Below are 20,266 nucleotides of genomic sequence, written 5' to 3'. Positions count from 1 at the left end.
AGCTCGACTATAATTTGTCATTTTTATCAGATTAAGCAACATACGTGCCACGCAAGTATAGTAGGAAGTTAACATGGCGAAAAGTAAAACAGCATTTGTTTGTAGTGATTGTGGGGCCGAATTTGCCAGATGGCAAGGGCAATGTGGTGAGTGTAAAGAGTGGAATACCATCTCTGAAATCAAGTTAGCGCCTAAATCGACTAAAAGCGCATCTCGTTATGAAGGCTATGCGGGCAGAGTGGAAAATAAGGTACAAACTCTGGACAAAATAAACCTGCAGGAATTACCAAGGTTCAGTACCGGCTATCAGGAGTTTGATAGAGTGTTAGGCGGTGGTGTAGTTCCTGGTTCAGCCATTCTAATTGGTGGTAGTCCTGGGGCCGGTAAAAGTACATTGTTATTGCAAACCATGTGTTACCTATCTGAGCATATGACGGCACTTTATGTAACGGGTGAAGAAAGTCTCCAGCAAGTCGCTATGCGCGCGCATCGATTAGGCTTGCCAACGGATAAACTAAATGTATTGGCTGAAACCAGCGTAGAAGCTATTTGCACTCATGCAGAGAACTTGAAGCCACAAATTATAGTAGTGGACTCAATTCAAGTTATGCATGTTCAAGATATTAGCTCAGCGCCGGGTAGTGTGTCTCAAGTTAGAGAAGGAGCGGCGTTTCTAACTCGATTTGCTAAACAAAATAATATTGCTGTATTTATGGTTGGCCATGTGACAAAAGATGGCACATTAGCCGGCCCTAAAGTATTGGAGCACTGTATTGACGCCAGCGTCATGGTGGATGGTGATGCAGATGGACGTTACCGAACTATGCGTGGTCAAAAAAACCGGTTTGGCGCAGTCAATGAGCTAGGTGTTTTTGCAATGACGGACAAAGGGTTAAAAGAGGTCAGCAACCCTTCAGCAATTTTCTTAAATAGAGCCGATGGCGACTCTGCCGGTAGCTCGGTTATGGTGCTATGGGAAGGAACAAGGCCGCTGCTAGTGGAAATACAGGCATTGGTTGATAGTTCACAGTTAGGCAACCCTCGACGTATTGCTGTTGGTTTAGATCAAAACCGATTAGCGATGTTGTTAGCAGTATTGCATCGACATGGTGGTTTAATGTTAGGCGACCAAGATGTTTTTGTGAACGTTGTTGGTGGTGTAAAGGTGACAGAAACCAGCGCGGATTTAGCACTTTTATTGGCCATGGTGTCGAGCTTCAGAGACAATCCACTCGACAGAGAGTTAGTTGTTTTTGGTGAAGTAGGGTTAGCAGGTGAAATAAGACCGGTTCCCAGCGGGCAGGAAAGACTTAAAGAGGCGGCAAAACATGGTTTTAAAAAGGCAATAGTACCTAAAGCAAATATGCCGAAAGAGCCTATTTCAGGGATGAAGGTGATTGGAATATCAAGGTTAAGTGAAGCACTAGAGCATCTTTAGTTTTTTTAATGACGCTCTAATTAAATGTAACCGTATTTATCAAATTTCTTATTAAGCATTTTGATAAATCTTTTGTTAGTTCGGTGGTTAAGTTTACGTTCACCTAAAAACTTAATCACTAACTGATAAATTTTCCAATTGGCGTTCTAATAAATCAGCGTCACCAACGTTAAGTTCTAACAAGCGGCGCAAATGCGTCATGCTCTCAATATCTATCTTAGACCAAGTTAAGCCAACACTGTGCGGTTCGCAGTGCGCTATATTTCCTTGCATATCAATATGAACCTCTGAGCCTTCTAAGACAAATTCCAAGGTGGCCTCAGCGCCCGTATTATCTCCTAATGAGTCTGGTGTAGAGATTAATGCACCTTTTAAAGAGAGGTCAATAATACTGGTATCAAATACCTTATGGTCAACTTTTAGTACAGCTGGCGTTGAAAAAAGAACACGAGTGTATTGGCGTTTGTTTTCCATTGATCATCCTATCAATTATCTGTTGTATTAGTAATAGCATGGAAGTGGGTGATTAAAAAGTAACTGGTTTAAAAAAGTAAAAAAAACGCCACTTAATGTGACGTTTTAAAAAGAGTTAATTACTTAAGACGTTTGTATTTTATTCTGTGCGGCTCTGCGGCGGCTGCACCATATGTTTTCTTAAACCATTCTTCATATTCAGTATAGTTACCTTCAAAGAACTCAATATGGCCTTCATCTCTGTAGTCAATTATGTGTGTCGCTATTCTATCTAGGAACCAACGGTCATGCGAAATTACCATCGCGCTACCTGGGAACTCTAAAATAGCGTTCTCCAGTGCCCGAAGGGTTTCAATATCCAAGTCGTTGGTTGGCTCATCGAGCAGCAGTACGTTGCCGCCAGCTTTTACTAATTTAGCTAAGTGAACACGGTTACGCTCACCACCAGATAAGTCACCAATACGTTTTTGTTGGTCTGAACCTTTGAAGTTAAAGCGACTAACGTAAGCTCTTGATGGAACTTCAAAGTTGCCCACTTGAATGATATCGCTACCTTCAGAAACTTCTTCGTATACCGTTTTAGAGTCATCCATGCTATCCCTAAACTGGTCAACAGAAGATAAAGCCACGGTATCACCAACAATAACATCGCCAGAATCTGGCTTTTCTGCATCGCTTAGTAATTTAAATAGAGTGGATTTACCGGCACCGTTAGGGCCAATAATTCCAACAATACTGCCTTTTGGCATTGTGAAGCTTAAGTCATCAATTAAAACTCGATCGCCAAAGCTCTTACGCAAGTTTTTAACTTCAATAACTTTATCACCTAGTCGAGGCCCAGGTGGGATGTATAATTCATTTGTTTCATTACGTTTTTGATAATCATTTTGCTGCATTTCTTCAAATCGAGCTAAACGAGCTTTTGATTTTGATTGACGTGCTTTAGGGTTTGAACGAACCCACTCCAATTCTTGTTGAATAGACTTTTGGCGCGATTTTTCAGTACGTTGCTCTTGCGCTAAACGAATATCCTTTTGCTCAAGCCAACTAGAGTAATTACCTTCCCAAGGAATACCTTCGCCTCGGTCTAGTTCTAATATCCAACCCGCAACATTATCTAAGAAGTATCTATCGTGGGTAATTGCTACAACTGTACCTTCATATTCATGTAAGAAGCGCTCAAGCCAAGCAACAGACTCAGCATCCAAATGGTTGGTAGGCTCATCGAGCAGTAACATGTCTGGCTTATCTAGCAACAAGCGACAAATAGCAACTCGTCGGCGTTCACCACCTGATAGGTGTTCGATGTTTGCATCCCAAGGCGGTAATCTAAGTGCATCTGCGGCAATTTCTAATTGATGCTCTAGGTTGTGACCGTCTTTTGATTGAATGACAGCTTCTAGTTCGCCTTGTTCTTTTGCCAAAGCGTCAAAATCTGCATTTTCTAATGCGTATTCAGCATAAACTTCATCTAATCGAGTTAATGCATTTTTAACATCAGTGACAGACTCTTCAACAATCTCGCGAACTGTTTTTGATGCATCCAAAACCGGCTCTTGAGGAAGGTAACCAATTTTAATGCCAGCCATTGGGCGAGCTTCGCCTTCAATTTCAGTATCTAATCCAGCCATAATGCGAAGTAAAGTTGATTTACCCGCGCCGTTTAGACCTAAAACACCAATTTTTGCGCCAGGGAAAAAACTAAGAGAAATGTCTTTTAAAATTGTACGTTTAGACGTGGGTATATACTTTGACACTCGATTCATAGAAAATATGAATTTATCGGGCATTACCATAGGAAGTCCTTTATGAAAAAAATTATTGTTAGCTACAACCGAGTATCGACTAAAAAACAATCGAAAGAAGGTATCGGTTTAGACATTCAGATTAAGAGTAATAATACAGCGATTAATCGGCTAATGGAAGAAGACCAAAGCTTTGTAAGATTAGACGATATTTCGGAAAGTGAATCTGCTTTTAAAGGCGGTAATATTGATACGATTATGAATCTAGTTTTATCTGGTTTATACGCTGGCGGCAGCATAATTGTAATTTATGACCAAACTCGTTTTTCAAGAATGGAACCAGTTGAAGTAATAACCTTGATGAATACGATTATAAAATCAGGGTTTAAGTTACATTTTTCTGCGAGTAATAAAACAATAGATAGCCTGAAGAAAATAGAAGAAATAATTCTTCCGCTAGTGAATGCGGGAGCTGCTCATGCAGAATCTGAAAATAGAAGTAACCGTACGAAAGATAGTTATCAAACTAGATTAAATGCAATTAAATCGGGCGACAAAACGGCCCTTGTAAATGTTGGTAATGTACCAAGTTGGATAGATAAAAAATACGAAGGTAGGAAAATAACAGGATATACGCTTAACGATGATAGAGCTGCTGTTATAAAGATAATATATGAGAAGTATATAGGTGGCTTGGGAGCAAATGCAATCGTTGGTTGGCTTAATGCTAACGTAGAGCCTTGGGGTAATTTCGATTACCGCCGAAAAGACATTAATAATAAGGTTTGGGGCGAAACAGCCGTTTCTAAAATCCTTCGAAATGAGAGCGTGATTGGCGCTAAAACTTTCAACCGAACTAATGACCATCAAGAAGTTACGATAAACGATTATTTTCCGCCAGCGATATCTAAAGAACTTTACTACAAGGCCAAAGAAGTAAGAGAAAATAGGGTAGGAAGCCAAGTTCATCGCACTAAACACCCCAGCATTTTTTACATTGGATTGGCCAAATGCGGCTATTGTGGTGGCAGTATTGTCCCACAAAACTTTAAAAATAAACGGGCGGCTGTAAGGTGCAGCGCGCACGCTAAACAACAAACCACAGAATGTGCTGGTGGCAGTCACCCAGCAAGGTTCCTAGAGAAAGTACTAGTTGAATTATGTAGCGATGAAGTTAATTACAATTTGTTATTTGAAGATAAAGTCGATGTCAATCAGCTAAAGGCGCAACTTGCCGTAATAATCGATATACGGGATAAGTTGTTGGTGGGTAAAGAGCGAGCCAATATATTGTTTAAAGAAGGCCTTATGACTCTCGATGAATATAAAAATGATGTTGGCGGTGATAACGATAAGCTAAATGAATTAGAACCTAAGATATTGAACTTAACGGCTGAGATAGAAAAGGCTACGCATATTCAGACAGGTACCAGCGAGGAGTTCTTAGAGCTATTAAAACAGGCTAAAGCAGATGGTATACCAAACGATCTTAGATTACGCCTTAAAGACCACTTACGGGCTTATATATCACGTATAGACATCTATCGTTACGGTGAGCAATGGAAAACTGAACAGCAATGGCAAGACTTCAAGGCTAAAGCACCTAAAGAAGTAATTGAGCATATTTGGGAAGTTAGAAACCCATTTGAAAAGAGTAGGGCGAATTTATGCTACAACATCATATTTAAGAACGGTCAAAGCCGTTATGTGGCGTTTGATTATAAGACCGAGACATGGAGCTTTACGGCTACTCCAAAAGGCAGCGAATTTAACTCACAATTCAATTTAAGCTAGATAAGTGCAAGGTAATTGCCTGATTTATAAGTGTTTACTTGTTTTGCATTTAAAGGTTACTATTTTAGCTGGAACTACTTATCCAATTAATAAACCGAGTAAAATTTAAATAAGCCTCAATGTGAGAGAATAAAAGGAAGTTAAATGAAAAAATTGTTTATATTAGTCTTGGCTTTTGTAATTACTGGTTGCGCCAGTGTTAACTTGAAAGAAGCAAGATATTCCACAAGTGTAAAAATTGCGGAATTCAATAGCATTGCGAGTCAATATTTCGAAAAGCCAACATTCGCAAAGATAATGAGGATGGACACACTTAAAGGTGACACTATTCAGTATATAGCGGACTCATACGGAGCAAGTTGCGGAAAGTATGGATGTAGTCAAAATAATATGGCCTTTTTTATTCATATAAAAGACGTAGAAAATGTATTGATTGCGATTAATAAATATGAGTCTTGGAATAAACTGGCCACATCTGAAGGCGACACAATTAACAAAGAGATATTAACATTTGATAGTAATTTTAATTCTAGTTTAAAATATAAATATAGCTTTTATAGTGGAAATAGAACCAGTCATTATTTAGTAATTACAGCGTGTGGTGGCTTCGGTGTTTGTGTTCATGACAGCGCCGCCTATCTCAATGCCGACTCGGTTAAACACTTGAAAAGCGATTTACAAAAATTCAAAAGTGGTGAGTTGAGTAAATTTGACATAGAAAGCAAATATAATTAAAAAAAAAAAAAAAAAAAAAAAAAAAAAAAAAAGCCCCTAGATAATTATGCTAGGGGCATTCTTCTTGAATAAGTCTCAACTCGATTAACAGCACTCTATCAAATCTGACAATCGCCAAATGTGCCAGAAGAAGTCATTTGGCAAAGGGTTTAATGAAGTTTCGATTTTAGCGCTTAGAGTACATCCGTTTTTATTTATGTGAAAATACAGTTCCTGTTTTTAAGAAGAAACGGGTGTTACTATCAATTCTTAATAATAAGCGTTAGAGGTTTTCGATGGATTTAGATTTCGACTCAATGGATCGAATAGAAAAGGATTTTTCAGGCCTATTCGTAACTCTTTCCATGACTCAGAGAAAAATCAGAGAAATGCTTGCTGATTACTCTGATGGAAAAGTGCTTAAAGGAGATGAGCTAGTAGGGTGGCTGGGAGAAATCTATACAAAGATTGCTGTAGGTGGCTACCTTGTAGATGACAGTTTCGAGCATGATGTTGAGACAACGACAGGAATGGCCATATCGGTTAAAACACGTCGTGGTAAAAATAGTGGATGGACTCGAACTAGTGCGATCCCAAAAATTGAAGGAGAGGAAGCTCCTACCCACTTGATGTTTGTGCATCTTAATGAGGAATATATTGTTACTGAAATGTGGCTATATCCGTGGCAAGACTTGATTGAGCAAGAGCGATTTAGGAAGCATAAAGTTCGTGGGAATTTCCGCTCTTATTATATGTCTGTAAATCCAAGTAAGGATCAAGTATATAAGGTCTATACCTGCACGCCCTAAAAACATTTTTTGTTAGGCTGTTTTGCTTAAGAGTTTCAAACCAGACTCAAATTAGTGACTAAGTAACCAAAAGGATTTATGGCATTGGAATATTTCGATCCACCTAATATAGACAAAAGTATCCTAAGAAAGGCAGGAATAAACGAAACAATTTTAGTTCCTATTAAACCGTCAAGTGGTGCTTTGCCGCAAAACTGTCTTAATAACGTCAATACCTATATTGATAGATTTGGTGGTGAGGTTCAATTAGGCTGGATATTTTCGATTATGGGAAATGTTGCACTTAAACTAACTGCTCATGCTGTGGTAAAAACGAAAGAACAAAAGTTTATTTGCATTACTCCAAATCTCAACAGAAAAGACAACGTTCGCTTTTGTCCTGACAATGGCGTCAGCTCTCTGATCGTTAATAATTTTTTACCTCAAAAACTAATTCCATTGATTTCTAGTAAGGTGTTAGACGAGTACTTAGCCTTAGAAAGGGAAATGAACGACCTAAGGCTAAGTAATTTAAGGTTGGTTTCTCAGAAACAAGTTCAAGAAATCCAACTAAAAGCACAGCTTTTATATCCTTCGATATTACATTTAGCTATGGGAAATACGTCGCAAAAGGATTATTGCTTTTGTGGTTCTTATAAGAAAAGGTGCAAATGCTGTAAATAGTATCGAGCTACAGCAAGAGACTTTGCCTGAAAGGTTAACATGTGACCATCTTAGCCTAGTGCTGTTTTAGGTTAGGTTCATCAATACAGGTTCAGTGGAAGACTTATAATCTTAAAGTTTTTCGTATAGCGAGCATTTGCCTGATTCTAGCTTTTATCAAGTAGTGAGTTTTGTTCTGTTATCACGGCTTATATGTGATTAAAGAGTTTCAGCGAAGGCTAAGAGTCTATCGAATTTATTAGGATCTAGCTCTTCCAGCCTCGCAATTACCCTACGTCGATTCAATTCACCTTCTGAAAGACCAAACCGTTCTTGGCTAGACATTCGTTCTGATGCTTCGTATTCGATCGGATTATCAATATTATATTTTTCGGCTAGGTTTTCTTTATCTACTTGCCAAACAATAGTCACTTTTCGTTTTTCTGGCTTTAATCCTTTCGCGGGAACTATAATTGTTGTTCGCTTCCCCAAAGTTTGAAGGCTAGTATTAGTACCACCACCAGCAGTGCCAATAAAACTATGTACTACTACTTCAAAATCTAACGATTCCGTTATCTTTTTAGAGCCACGATCTAACGAATATTGGTTAACAGTTGGGTGCGCTCGGCTAGTGTTTGCTAGTAAGCGATCAAATAAGTCTACGTCTTCTTGCGTAGTGCAGTCGCCAAATGACTGCTTCTTATCGGCCTTAATTGGTTTATTTGTTCCCGCAGTGAGGATTACCAAATCACTCTCGTGTGGGTCTTGCAAATGTTGTGGTTTGGAGGCTACTTTTAGGCCTCCGAATTGTTCGCTTCTTTGTGGTGGTTGTGTCACTTGAATTGTTGAAGTCATATTATTGTCCTTTTTTGTGATTTTAGGGGGACATAATTCCCCCATAATATTCGTTACTAAGCTTCTGGTAATAACGCTACAAATGCATCGTTAGCTTTAGGCCAAGATTTAAAGCGAGCTTTACGGGTATAACGAACCGCACCATCAATTGCGAATGGATTAACAACATCATTGGTGTTGTAAACGCCTACGCCTAAAGCTAAGTCTGGTACGCCGAAACCGATAGTATTGTTTTCAACGTTTTCGTCAGTCACGACTTTATATCCATCAATGCTATCTGGCTCGATATTTACAATAGAGTCAGCTGTGCGCAGTTTCTGAATGGCTTTCCAAGTAGAGTCTTTCATCACGAACACTGGAGATTGGTTCCGATAGTTGGCAGGTAACATAAATATAAGATCTTTAAGGTTACTTAATACCGTAACGGAGTCAGATCCCAAAGCCGAATTTTTGCCTGACTTCATAGCTGCGAAAATAAATGGTTTACGGGTTGTCAAAGGTTTGTAAGCTTCTGCGTAACCATTATCTGAATCCAATAGTTCTGTAAATACGCCAGCTGCTTCTCCTAAGTCACCATCTCCAGAAATAAGCTCAGCGCTTAGACTTTCCGAAATAGACTTATTAAGTGACTCGTTAGCCATATCAACAATTTTGGTTTTAGGATCTCTAACTACTTCGTCAGAAGCGTTATAAGTACCCATAAAGCCAGTATCAGAAGGGATAGCTTGAGCAAAATGTGATGTATCGACTACGCTGTATTTAAAGTTGTCAGCCAATCCAGACTCAGACCATTTTGCGGCTACCGTAGGCGAAATTTCGACTAAGTCAGGTTTAAAGTCCATACTAGGTAAAACTTCGATAGAAATTTCACCCAATAGGCCAGGAGCTTTCCGAGCGCGTTCAACAATTCCAGACTGCACGTATGAATCAATAGCAAATGCAGCGTCAGAAGAAGTTAATGCTTTAACATGAACTTCTTGCTGTTCTAATGTAGCTGATTTGATTGCCCCCTGTATCGCGGCAGTAATTGTTTGACTAACGTCCATAGCGTGTCCTTGTTCTCGGCTTTTTGCAGATTTAGTTAATATTTTATTAGCATGGTGTTTAGCCTTTAGAGCAGCTAAATCTACTGATTCGATTGCATTGATTAAAAGGTCACGTTCTTTTCTCTGATCGTCGGTGAGGTATACGAATCCATCATTTGATGCTGGTTGGCCGATAGATTGAATTTGAGCTACGACGGCTTGGTAATGTGGATAAGTTTTAATTTCCATTACATTTCCTAAATGTATTTGCCAACCTAATTGTTGGACTTAAATAGATACACGCCAGCGGTATTGCTGGACTTACGATTAAACCTATATAAACAAGCACAACATCAACGCCCGTAAGGGCTAAACCGCAAAGTAAAGTTGAGCCTTTTACACCTGCGAATCAGCTCTAAACACAATAGTCAATTGTGGTAGCTAAACTCCGCGTACAGAGACGCGTGACAGGATTGTCAAAAATATGGCTGTTATCAGGGAGGGAATTTATCTATATAGGAGTGATTTACTCACACTAAGCCTGAGTTAATTCTATAAGGGCTATAATTGAGCACTGGTTATTCAATAAAGGAGCTTGAGGCTCTGTCCAAGCACAAACAGCTTGCCAATATTAATGTATGATTGTCTAAAGTGATTAACTTCTTGCTTTACAAGCAGCTAGTATGTATTCGTCTAGTATGTCGACGACTTCACCTTCGATAAGGTTAAATAAGCCACTACCGTTCAAGGCTAAGTATTCATTCGCATATTTCTTAACGAGATCGCGTGAGTACCCTTTCTTCTCAAGGCGAGTTACTACAGCATTTTTCTTAATTCGAGCCTTAGAAGTTTTCATATCGAAAGGTTGGAGCATAGCTCTAGCGCGCCTAGCATTTTCTTTGGATTCTAAAGCATTATTAGCTGATTCCTTCTGGAATATGGCTAGGGCTTCATAGTGATCTTTACCCCAGTATGGGCTTTGTTCGAACTTACTATGAAGGGAGTGAATTACTTCGGGGTGGTATAAAATTGTAACTTCGTCAGCCATGTTTAGCTCGTTAAGTAAGGCGATTTGGTCTAACCAAGGAACGTGTGTGAAGTCTAGATTCAGCAGGTCTTTGCCTAGTATATCTTTTCCATACACTCTGTACCGTTTGGTTAGTTCTATTTCTAGTTCACCTTCTTCAAGGCGCAGTAGTTTTGCTTTCATTTTACTCTCGGTCTAATGTCTATATTTGTCGAATTCTCTAAATACGAGGGTTAGTGACTTTTAGATATATCGGCTAGTTAGGCAAACGCGCCTAAATTCTTGCTGAATCTCGTAAATATTGACGGATATTGATTATTTGGTGTGTTGGATTGGGGCGGTTGGTTGTTCAAAAAAACGTTAAAATTTAGAGCGCGCAGGTTAACCGTATATCATCGCACTTATTTTTACACCCCCCCAGTATAGGTTATGCAATCCGTGGCCTAGGGCCTGTTTTCTATATGTTAGTAGTGGAAAACAGCGGGTCTTACACCAGTGTTCTAGGTCGGGAAAAATTAGATATTTCAATATCGGTATTCTTCTGATTTCCTGAAGAATACCGGTATATTGTTATTACACTCTTTGCCACTTCATAATTAAAAATGCGGCTATTTTGCTTGTTTAAAGCTCGTTGCAATTGATGTTTGTCGATCATAATGTTCTCCCTTTGTGTTTGTAACTGGACTAACCGTAAATAAAGCTTGGATTTTTTGAGGATTAAAACCGCGACGAGCCAACTAAGCTGTTGCCTAGAGTCAACCCGTTAAAGCCGTTTTAAAAGACTCTACGGGAATAACTCTATTCGCCTCGGTAATCGTATAGACTTGGGGTGTTTAGTTCCTTCTGAGGAAGAAGAAGGGTCTTAACTTACTTTTTTGGAACGTTTACCGCCTATCTTCAATGGGTAATCTTTATCTAGGAACTTATCTCTCGTTATATTACCTACTGAATTCCTAAAGCTCTTTATGCGTGGAAGCATTTCACACATTGCAGTATCGACTGCTCCTTCAATGGTAAAGTTCAAGCGTGGGATTTCATGGTTTAAGTCTATTTTAACTTTACCAACTAAATTATCTTCGGTGATATCAATTTGGAATATGTTTTCCCCTGTTTGGGTGACTTCACCAACTAGTTGTTCTAGTAATTTTTGTTTTATGTTCATATATGTATTTGTCTGTGATTATAGGTAATAAGAAAAGGTGGCTAGCTCTTAAGCAGCCACATTTGGCGTAGGCAATTTTCATGCGTGCGAGCTATTAGGCTCTATTTGTAATGTGATTTTCACTTCGTTTGACGGGGTAAGTGAGTTACGGTATCAATGGGGACTGTTTAACACTGATATTATTAAGCGATTGCTATGTATGTAGGTATTAACTCTTTTCTTGGAAATACAGTAATAGACAGGCCGCTAATTTTTTCGTACCTCTAAAACGAGCCACGAGTGGCTGATGATCTGAAATATAATAAAACTAAAATATTTATCACAAAAAGCCACGCGAGGCGAAGCCACGTTAACGCCCCGACGCGGGTCGGGCTACATAGCGCAGCGGAGTAGAGTTAAGAAATATAAAAGTAAGAACGTTCAAACTATGCGAACGTAGTGAGGCAGGTAAACGTATGGCTTACCGAAAAGTAGCTCAAGATCTACCAATCAGTCTACCGATACCAACAATCTTACTTTCTTTATCCTCACCAACATTATTAAAGTTAGCGGGGGTCACTCGGAATGTGAACATATCACCAGCAATAAAGACGTCTAACATACCATCAAACCCGCCTGTTTCTGTGCCTTGCCAAACTGCGCCCGTGAATGGAACCATCTTAATTCCTTTATTAGTTTCGGTCTTACTTAGGCCGTACCACATACGATGTTTATTCTTAACTCTGGGGGGAATCCTAGAGGATAGGTTGATGGGTCGATCTAATTCTTCTTCATACATATTAAATATATGTTCAATGATTGCTGAGTGATAAATACGACTTTCTTTATCGTCATCGTCATTCCATTTTTCAATAAAGCGCTTGCGGCCATCGTTAGCGCCAAGTTTGCAAATTAAGGTATGATCCAAAAAGTTTATATATTGATCAGTTTCTTTGTCCTGACCAACGATAGGTTTAATAGAAAATTCTAATTCAAACCTATGAGGAGTATTCCCACCGTTATCAAATACGGTTAATTTTATATCTTCTATAAATCTAATTAGTGAGATATTGTCCATAAATAACTTCTCAGTATCGAAAGTTATAAATTCGTGTTCTTTAACTTCGCCCGTTGCCTTACTGACGGATTTCCGTTTAAGTGTAGTTATCTCCTCATGTTCAAGTAAGTTCGTTTTTACTTTATTAGAACTTTTCTTATTTTGTTTCTTGTACGTGCTGCTTTGTTTTAATTTCTGGAAACTTTCCATTCCATTCTCCGCGCCCTGTAGCGCCTGTTTGAATATGTTCTTTAATAATATTGTTAACTACATCAGTCATTTTCATATTGGGGTACATTTCAGATATACGATCTAACGTGTCTGATAGAATTAATATTTTAGGGTTCTTAGCCATGCTGTACTCCTAGGTAGTAATACGAGCTATTTAGGTATAAAAGAGGGTTTCAATGCTCTTTGACAAGTGAGTACGCATCTTGGAGCAAGCGTCTAAAGCTACGAAAGCCTTAGCTATGTGCAATAAGGCCTCTTTATCACCCGCAGAAATTACAGGCGCTTTTTCATTGCGTTCAACCATACGTCTCCATCGGGCGCGGCTAGCAGCTCTTTCAACGGAATTGCTTCCTGCGAATTCAGACTCACAGATGATCTTTCTTGCGATACTTACTGACAAATGGTTACTCCTTAAAGTAGTAAGTGACGTAATTTAAAGTTTACGTCTTTAGTTAATTTGGTAAGGGCTTTCCCCTGAAATTAGGTGGTCTCTTGTTCTCTATTAAGGGGTGCTTTATAAACTCCACGTATCCATTGGCTTACGGGAGGCGTTAAAGGGGTTTAGTAAATAAACTTTTTATTAACTGGTTCGTAACCTATACTTGTATATATAGAGTTTGAAGGGATTACGAAGGAAAGTTGATAAAAATGAGCAAGGTGTGGAAAAGGGGAGAGTTGTTCTCTGATTATCACGTTAAGCGAGATATAGAATCTCAGCAGGACAGTAAACTAAAAGAACTAGCGCTAGAAATGGTAGCTTACATAAGTGAACTTGAACGAAAGGTAAGCGAACTTAAAACTTCAAATTCTTCCGCGGAAAACCGTGTGGAATGGGAAAAGGAAAAAATAGAAGAGGCTCAAGGAAAATTGGAGTCCAAAATAGAAGACTTAGATAAATCTAACCGCCTTATCAAAGCGAAGCACGATAAGCTAGAGAAGGAATTAGAAGCGAAAAAGAAAGAGTTATCTCAAACTAAAGCGAAACTTGGTAGGCCTAAGGATAAATCACCGAAATACGATAAAGACGGTTTACTTAAGGTGAAACATACGAACAAGCGTTACAAATCGCCATGTAACGCTGTAATTAACCTTCCTAATAACGTAGATGTTAAGTTGGCCTCGGTAGTTAACCCAAAACGATTAAATGACTTAATTAAGGCGGCTAATTGTGGTGTTAGGACTGATAAAAGGGCAATACACCTAAAAGAACAGTATAATTATTGCCTTCTTAATCTCTTTAGGGAAATGGAGCCGAGGGATAGGAAAGCCCTATACCATCACAAACTAGGGGCACTTAAGCTGGGTAGCGAGATCTACAATTATGTGTCAGATTATCGGGCTAGGAAAGGTTTAATCTGAATGGGTAATATAAGCAGGTAACGTGTTGCTGGTGCGCATACTCAAGTACGTTATTGAACCTTAGAGAGTCGTAGAAAGGGGGTTGCTTAACTACGAAACAAGCCCCAATTGAATAAAGTTCTTGACATATTTTTAATAGAATATAGATTGTTAAAGGTTAGCGAAAGCTGATTACAAACAGAATTTAAAAGAATCCCCTTAGAGAAATCTCTGGGGATTTTTTGCGTCTAGGTTTTAATCACTAGACTAGCAAAATTAGTCGCCGTAGCTAGCTACTAATTTGCGAATACCCCACCGACTTGTCGAGTGGGGCTTTTGGCGTGTTCTGAATTCAGTTTGTGGTCATTTTTTGTCTATTAATCAGTTGTTTAAAAATAAAAGGAAATATTATGAAGAAATATATACCAACTAATTACACTGGCAAAGTGTTAGACGACAACATTTTTGTTATTCAGTCTCCGAAGGTGGTAGAAGGTAGGGTGACTACGCATAACCCTGAGCTTCACTTATCTGATTCTTACGCATATAGAGTGTATTTCCACGCATTGGATCAAATGATCAATACAATACAAAACTACGATGTTAGCACTGCCATTATCAAAGCGACTACTATTCGTCTCTTTGGTATGGATGCTGGTGGCCTTGGTGGTGGCTTTGAATTAGTAATGGACAAAGATCCTAACGATGTTTGGGATAGTGTCGCGTCTGGAATTTGTTACAGCTGTGATGATTTGAACACAGGGGAATGGAGCGGAATGAATGACGATGACTATTACGCATTACAGATATTAGCGTGTTTTACTCAAGACGAAGTGGGCGTTATGGCGATAACAGCAGCAAATGCGGTATTTAATACATTTACTGAATTGTATAAGGAAGGAGAAGTCATAGGTGTTGAAGCGATAAATGAAATTATGGAAGACAAAATAGGAGATTGGGGCAATTGGTTATGTGGAGAAGTGAATGGAAAGATCAAGTTAGACTTTTCTGGTTTCTTAAAAGAAAACCTTGAAGAAACCACCGAATATCCTGTAAGAGAATTGGACAAATAAGGAATACAAAATGAAATCCGAATTAATAGATAAAATTGATCCAGATATGTTTAATACTTATGCGCCGCTACCAAAAGTCACAGCGTCAGAGCTAGCGGATAAGCACGCTATTGAGTTACGGGATTTTGGCCTTACTAGGGTTGATAGCCGCTTCGTTGTCCCAAATGGGATCGCACCACTAGCTATAGGGCTGGCTGATAAAAACTTCCTTGATAGAGTAGGAGGTTATCCGAGACTGGCTATATCTAAGGCGGCATTAACTGATACGGCTTTTAAAGCAGTACTTAATAAGCACAATCTTATTGGAAAGCAAAACTATGGCCTTACTTTGGTTGGGTATGACTTTGAAGATGAACTATCAGTGAAAGAGCTTGGTAGCTTTTTAGTTGAGTTTGAAAGGGAATATAGAATATCTAAGGCCACTTAAAGTTTGCCATAATTAGGCGCGTTAACGCCATGTTAACCGCCTAAACTAAACTTAAATGAATATTCTTTATTTAATTAACAGAAGTCAACCAAGTTTGACCATCGCAAATATGCTAGAAGCGTGCATTTAGGTATAGTCCGGTTCTTATTACTCTGAAATAAATCGACCTCATACAACAAGTATTGTAAACGTTAGCAAAATACTATTTAGCCCTACTAGCCTCTGTGTGTTGTCTTCATTAGCACTTGATTCTAAGGTAATTTGTTTAATATGCTCATTATATAATTGAAGGTAGTATTTCCAGAAACTCCGTACATTGTATTCTTTGCCAATTCCCTCAGCGAATTTATGACACTGTGGTTGTCTCGATAGTCCATAATACTGTCCTCTAAAAGTTGTTTAGAGCTTTCATTCATACCACTATCTATTGACTTTTCGAGTAGCTTAATTATGGAGGCAGGAATTTCCTTATTGTAATGAGTCATTTGTTGCTGTGTAGTTCTCAATGAGCTGCAAATAGAGTTTTGCAATTCTTTTATAGATTCCTCAAGTGATAGAACTCTTTCTTTTAGTTCTTGATTATCACTTTTATAGACTGCTAGAAGTTTATCGTTTTGTTTGAGTTCAAGTGCTGCCATCTCCAGTTTCATCTCCAGTTTGGCGATATCAAAATCATTTTTTAAAACTTCGTGGGCTTGCACTTCTCCAATCACTACCAGTCCAAACTCCTCCAATGACCTTTCAACCTCTTCCACTTCGCCACTAGGTGATTGGATTATAAGTTTAACAACATTTCCTAACTGCTCTATGTGTACTTTAGCTTGAGTGCCAGTATACTTTTGATGAATAAACTCGTTGAAATAGGATAGAATTGAAAGACCTGCACTCGCATGGTGTGGTTCAAATGAAATTGATTTTGAAATTTCGACTACGTCGAATTCCTCTAATTCAAAAGGATCATATACAAAAGATTTGGGGAGACTTGGAAGACCTGCGACAAATAAAGTAACCTCCATGTCGGTCTTGCCAATATCAATGACGGTGCCTATAACAACTGTTGCTTCCTCACCAATTATGTTTTTTACAGAATTGCCCAAGGTTTCAAACTCTTCTATAGTCAAATCCAATCCGGAAACGATTGTCACAACACAAGATTTAGCACTTTTTACGTTGTAGTTTTGAAAAGCTGGAGACGTTAGAATATGTGAAATGACGTTGTCTGCTCTTCCTTGTCCTTGACCGACAGCAACACCAACAGTACTAAGTCCCATATCGCTCAAGCAAATTTTAACGTCTGCTAAATCAACGTTGATAATCCCTTTGCCATTTATTAAATTTGTTAATCCTTTAATTGCGGACTTAAAATGAATATTAGAGTCTCGAAAAATGTCTGATGTTCTCGACAGGCTTTTACTTTCTATGTTGGACTCTAAAAAGCGGTCATTTTCCAAACAAACAATGGTATCGGTGTATTGTTGCAATTTGTTATAGGCGCTTCCAGCTCTGTCACGCTTTCGTTTTCCTTCAAAGCTAAATGGAAGTGAAAAAAGCCCTATTGTTAAAGCTCCTTGATTCTTTGATACTTCTGCAACATGAGGAGAAACGTAAGTTCCCGATTCACCGCCAAGCCCTGCAACAATGAAAACAATATCATGACCGGAGAGGCGATTTGCTAGTTCCAACTTCTTGTCTTTTATGTTTTGTGACAAATGGAATTGCTCATCAACTCGACCTGTCATCGAATTCAATTTTGTTTGAGAAGAGTGAATAAATAATCGAGCGGGGTTTTCGAAATTTTCGAACTCCCCTTCAATATACTCAATTATTCTACATCCTACCGTACCTATTGCGACAATACATACTGAAGCATTTTCTTCATTAACGTCCTTTAATTCAATCATTATCCGTTCCCTGCCAATTTCGTAGAATACGCATCTCAATGCTGTTACTAAGTGTATATTATTTATCAGATTATCCTACTCTGAACTTCTTTTGTCTATGAGTGTGTTTTAACGATTGGCCGCTCCACGCTCTTCTGAGTCATTCGCCAGAGTTAACCCTAAGATAAAGGTAACCCACAACCAAGCCCAGGAATAGACATAAAAGAGTATTTGGAATACCAATTAGGTGAATAACGATTGATGTGTACCTGACATAATTTAATTTTGCCAAATGAGGGTCGAAGTTAACTTATGCTAATTGGCTATTAAACAGAAGATTTAAACTTTATTGCTGCGCCTAGTTAAAATTAACAGTGTGATTTGTTTTTTGACTGATAGTCAAAAAAAGGTTGCTATTGTAAAAGGTGATGCTATTCTAGGTTTTGTACAGGATGTTTCGTCCTGATGCACTTTAAAAGAAGAACCTTTGATTGAACTTGTAAGTGACTCACTTGTGAGTCGATTGTTAGATAATAACAATCTTCTAACCAGAGAGAGTTGATTTGACACCCCCAACGTCGTATGGCATCTAACAAGCGTCATGTAGCAGGGAGTAAAAAATTAATTTCGGCTGGAACGGCACCTTAAGGTGCCTAAACGAGTGACCTGTGTTGTCTATGCTCATTTCTATTCAGTTCAATTTTGCTTTGTCGGCTGGTGCAATTTCGCACTGATTAGACAGAAGGTTTTAGTTATGAAAAATAATATTCTTTTAGATAACTCGATCGAGATTTTGAAAAAAATCAGAGAAGAGTTGCATGATGACATAGACAGCAGTAAACGCAGGCAGCTTGATAAAGCTATAAGTGAACTAGAAGAAAGTGGTGAAACACTATCGCACTCTCAATTGTTAGATTCGTTGGGTAAGGTGCTTGAATGTTTACCATTTATTTTAAAGTTAATTAATAGTTTATCTGAGCTGTGATTTTGCTGTGTTTACAGCAGGTCACGACTTTTAAGGTTTTAATATTATGAATATAGGCAAAGCACTAAAATTGTGTCGAACCCAAAAAGGTCTTACTAAAACAGCTTTAGCAAAAAGGACCAATCTTTCAATATCTTACTTGTCTTTATTAGAGCAAGGTAAGAGAGATCCTAATTTTACAACAGTTTCTGATATTTGTAAGGCATTAGATATTCCTGTAAGCATATTTGTTTTCTTAGCGTCCGACATAAATGAATTGGACGGAGTAAGTAAAGAGTTAACAAAAATGTTATCTCATACTGCATTGAAGCTAATAGAAGAAGACATAAGTGATACCGAACTACCCGCATGAATCAATATGTAACTTGTCTTCGCTGTATAAAGCGTTAGGTATTACTGAACAACAAGCCAACAATTTGCGTACTAATTCTAGTTCTTTTTACTTTCTAACACATAAAAAAGTTAAGCCTGATAATAGCATTCGATATACGTATGATGTTCGGCCTGAACTCAAATCTGTTCATGAAAGAATATGTGCAGTATTGTTAAGAAAGGTAGAATATCCGGACTTTCTCAAAGGGAGCATAAAAGGACGAGATTATTTGTCAAACTGTGCTGAACACACAGGTAAAAAAATAGTTATTAGTGAAGACGTTACCAACTTTTTTCCATCAGTTAAAGCCCCTATAGTTTATCAAATGTGGATTGGTGTTTTTGGCATGTCACACGACGTAGCAAAACTTTTAACTGAATTAGTGTGTTTTGAAGGAGGTCTAGTTCAAGGTGCCAAACCAAGTAGCTTCATTTGTAATTTAATCTTGTGGAAAAGGGAAGCACGTTTAGTTAACGAACTAAAAAGTAAAGGTTTAACCTATACTCGGTATGTTGACGATATTACTGTTTCCAGTTCAGGTTTCCTAAATAAAAAAGAAATACCGAGGATAATTTCTAAAATTTATGGGATGTTATCTTCTATTGGTGTTAAGCCAAATAGAAAGAAACATTGCATCATGCCGAGTAGCAAGAAGCAAGATGTTCATCGAATTAATGTTAATTCGAACTTACCCACATTACCCAAAAAGAAGCGTAAAATCATAAGAGCCATTGTTTATAGATGCTCACAAGCGGATCAAAGTTATAAAAATACTGCTGAATATAGAAGTATGTATAACAGTGCATTGGGAAAGGTCAATAACCTCAGAAGAATGCACCCAAAAGAAGGGAAACAACTACTAGAAATTCTAAATAACGTTAAGCCGATTATTAGTTAAAAAACGTAAAGAAATTAAATTTTCTTAGTCTATCAAGAAAAAGTAAGGTCTATTTTCTAGTCGGAGACAGTGGAAACCAAACATAATCAGCTGAGTAAATCCCCCCTTTTTATTTTTTGAGTTTTAACAATCTCGATGCGTTAAGAGTACGATTTTAATCAATGGGGTTAGTGAATAAAATTTGTAGTTTCTTTATTTTAGAGCCTTGTGAGGCCATTTACCTAATCGCACTTTTATATTAAAATTAGTAGTAACCTAAGGCTAAATTTGTACGTTTAGGTGGAACCACTTTACTTACGCGGTTCATTGAAAAAATAAACTTGTCAGGTAATGCCATCGG

21 protein-coding genes are annotated in these 20,266 nt (G+C 38.2%); 11 read left to right on the top strand and 10 right to left on the bottom strand.

Annotation, left to right across the window (positions count from 1 at the left end):
- The first annotated feature begins 73 nt into the window (after window positions 1–73).
- Entirely contained in the window at window positions 74–1,438 is a 1,365-nt protein-coding gene (gene radA, locus ABD009_RS03215; RefSeq protein WP_155695342.1) for a DNA repair protein RadA, read from the top strand.
- A 111-nt stretch (window positions 1,439–1,549) separates the two neighbouring features.
- Here radA and ABD009_RS03210 read toward each other — a convergent pair whose 3' ends face one another.
- Both ABD009_RS03210 and ettA read right to left on the bottom strand, forming a co-directional pair.
- Window positions 1,550–1,912, bottom strand: coding sequence for a PilZ domain-containing protein (locus tag ABD009_RS03210; RefSeq protein ID WP_343822607.1), 363 nt, complete (start codon window positions 1,910–1,912; stop codon window positions 1,550–1,552).
- A 119-nt stretch (window positions 1,913–2,031) separates the two neighbouring features.
- Window positions 2,032–3,708 (bottom strand): energy-dependent translational throttle protein EttA, encoded by a 1,677-nt coding sequence (gene ettA / locus ABD009_RS03205; protein ID WP_343822605.1) that lies wholly within the window; start codon window positions 3,706–3,708, stop codon window positions 2,032–2,034.
- 12 nt (window positions 3,709–3,720) lie between these two features.
- Here ettA and ABD009_RS03200 point away from each other — a divergent pair, with 12 nt between their 5' ends.
- From ABD009_RS03200 to ABD009_RS03185, 4 genes are all read left to right on the top strand, one after another.
- A complete protein-coding gene (locus tag ABD009_RS03200; RefSeq protein ID WP_343822603.1) occupies window positions 3,721–5,451 on the top strand; it encodes a recombinase family protein in 1,731 nt (576 codons plus the stop codon).
- A gap of 144 nt (window positions 5,452–5,595) precedes the next feature.
- Complete coding sequence (locus ABD009_RS03195; RefSeq protein ID WP_343822601.1) at window positions 5,596–6,186, top strand: hypothetical protein; 591 nt, start codon at window positions 5,596–5,598, stop codon at window positions 6,184–6,186.
- 275 nt (window positions 6,187–6,461) lie between these two features.
- Window positions 6,462–6,974 carry a hypothetical protein gene (locus tag ABD009_RS03190; RefSeq protein ID WP_343822599.1) on the top strand — a complete coding sequence of 171 codons (513 nt, stop codon included), beginning with the start codon at window positions 6,462–6,464 and terminating at the stop codon, window positions 6,972–6,974.
- 78 nt (window positions 6,975–7,052) lie between these two features.
- Window positions 7,053–7,637, top strand: coding sequence for a hypothetical protein (locus tag ABD009_RS03185; protein ID WP_343822597.1), 585 nt, complete (start codon window positions 7,053–7,055; stop codon window positions 7,635–7,637).
- Between the two features lie 198 nt (window positions 7,638–7,835).
- Here ABD009_RS03185 and ABD009_RS03180 read toward each other — a convergent pair whose 3' ends face one another.
- The 7 genes from ABD009_RS03180 to ABD009_RS03150 all read right to left on the bottom strand — a co-directional run bounded on the left by ABD009_RS03180 (window position 7,836) and on the right by ABD009_RS03150 (window position 13,352).
- Window positions 7,836–8,471, bottom strand: coding sequence for a hypothetical protein (locus tag ABD009_RS03180; RefSeq protein WP_343822595.1), 636 nt, complete (start codon window positions 8,469–8,471; stop codon window positions 7,836–7,838).
- Window positions 8,472–8,527: 56 nt separating this feature from the next.
- A complete protein-coding gene (locus ABD009_RS03175) occupies window positions 8,528–9,745 on the bottom strand; it encodes a phage major capsid protein (RefSeq protein ID WP_343822593.1) in 1,218 nt (405 codons plus the stop codon).
- A gap of 406 nt (window positions 9,746–10,151) precedes the next feature.
- Window positions 10,152–10,706, bottom strand: a complete 555-nt coding sequence (locus tag ABD009_RS03170; protein ID WP_343822591.1) for a hypothetical protein — start codon at window positions 10,704–10,706, stop codon at window positions 10,152–10,154.
- 679 nt (window positions 10,707–11,385) lie between these two features.
- A complete protein-coding gene (locus ABD009_RS03165; protein ID WP_343822589.1) occupies window positions 11,386–11,685 on the bottom strand; it encodes a hypothetical protein in 300 nt (99 codons plus the stop codon).
- Between the two features lie 475 nt (window positions 11,686–12,160).
- Window positions 12,161–12,742, bottom strand: a complete 582-nt coding sequence (locus ABD009_RS03160) for a hypothetical protein (RefSeq protein ID WP_343822587.1) — start codon at window positions 12,740–12,742, stop codon at window positions 12,161–12,163.
- Window positions 12,743–12,878: 136 nt separating this feature from the next.
- On the bottom strand, window positions 12,879–13,076 hold the full coding sequence (locus ABD009_RS03155) for a hypothetical protein (RefSeq protein WP_343822585.1): 198 nt from the start codon (window positions 13,074–13,076) through the stop codon (window positions 12,879–12,881).
- A gap of 30 nt (window positions 13,077–13,106) precedes the next feature.
- Window positions 13,107–13,352: a hypothetical protein gene (locus ABD009_RS03150; protein ID WP_343822583.1), complete on the bottom strand. Its 246-nt coding sequence runs from the start codon at window positions 13,350–13,352 to the stop codon at window positions 13,107–13,109.
- Between the two features lie 248 nt (window positions 13,353–13,600).
- On the opposite strand from ABD009_RS03150, the gene ABD009_RS03145 reads away from it, so the two are divergent.
- The 3 genes from ABD009_RS03145 to ABD009_RS03135 all read left to right on the top strand — a co-directional run bounded on the left by ABD009_RS03145 (window position 13,601) and on the right by ABD009_RS03135 (window position 15,790).
- Window positions 13,601–14,311, top strand: a complete 711-nt coding sequence (locus ABD009_RS03145; protein WP_343822581.1) for a hypothetical protein — start codon at window positions 13,601–13,603, stop codon at window positions 14,309–14,311.
- A 389-nt stretch (window positions 14,312–14,700) separates the two neighbouring features.
- The gene (locus ABD009_RS03140) at window positions 14,701–15,363 is read left to right on the top strand and encodes a hypothetical protein (protein WP_343822579.1); all 663 of its coding nucleotides are present in this window, start codon (window positions 14,701–14,703) and stop codon (window positions 15,361–15,363) included.
- A gap of 10 nt (window positions 15,364–15,373) precedes the next feature.
- On the top strand, window positions 15,374–15,790 hold the full coding sequence (locus ABD009_RS03135) for a hypothetical protein (RefSeq protein ID WP_343822577.1): 417 nt from the start codon (window positions 15,374–15,376) through the stop codon (window positions 15,788–15,790).
- Window positions 15,791–16,041: 251 nt separating this feature from the next.
- Here the strand turns inward: ABD009_RS03135 and ABD009_RS03130 are convergent, their stop codons facing one another.
- Window positions 16,042–17,691 carry an FtsZ/tubulin family protein gene (locus ABD009_RS03130; RefSeq protein WP_343822575.1) on the bottom strand — a complete coding sequence of 550 codons (1,650 nt, stop codon included), beginning with the start codon at window positions 17,689–17,691 and terminating at the stop codon, window positions 16,042–16,044.
- Between the two features lie 733 nt (window positions 17,692–18,424).
- Here ABD009_RS03130 and ABD009_RS03125 point away from each other — a divergent pair.
- Genes ABD009_RS03125 through ABD009_RS03115 form a run of 3 tightly spaced genes read left to right on the top strand, consistent with a single transcriptional unit; the run spans window position 18,425 to window position 19,926 of the window.
- Window positions 18,425–18,655, top strand: a complete 231-nt coding sequence (locus ABD009_RS03125; protein WP_343822573.1) for a hypothetical protein — start codon at window positions 18,425–18,427, stop codon at window positions 18,653–18,655.
- Window positions 18,656–18,701: 46 nt separating this feature from the next.
- Window positions 18,702–19,007 carry a helix-turn-helix domain-containing protein gene (locus ABD009_RS03120; protein WP_343822571.1) on the top strand — a complete coding sequence of 102 codons (306 nt, stop codon included), beginning with the start codon at window positions 18,702–18,704 and terminating at the stop codon, window positions 19,005–19,007.
- On the top strand, window positions 18,985–19,926 hold the full coding sequence (locus ABD009_RS03115; RefSeq protein WP_343822569.1) for a reverse transcriptase family protein: 942 nt from the start codon (window positions 18,985–18,987) through the stop codon (window positions 19,924–19,926). The genes ABD009_RS03120 and ABD009_RS03115 overlap by 23 nt, the downstream gene beginning before the upstream one ends.
- Window positions 19,927–20,266: the final 340 nt, after the last annotated feature.

This window comes from Psychrosphaera haliotis, assembly GCF_039523615.1.
In the GTDB taxonomy this organism is placed as follows: Bacteria; Pseudomonadota; Gammaproteobacteria; order Enterobacterales; family Alteromonadaceae; genus Psychrosphaera; species Psychrosphaera haliotis.
The sequence above is the reverse complement of the archived record's forward strand: the minus strand, read 5'-3'. Positions and strand labels throughout refer to the sequence as shown.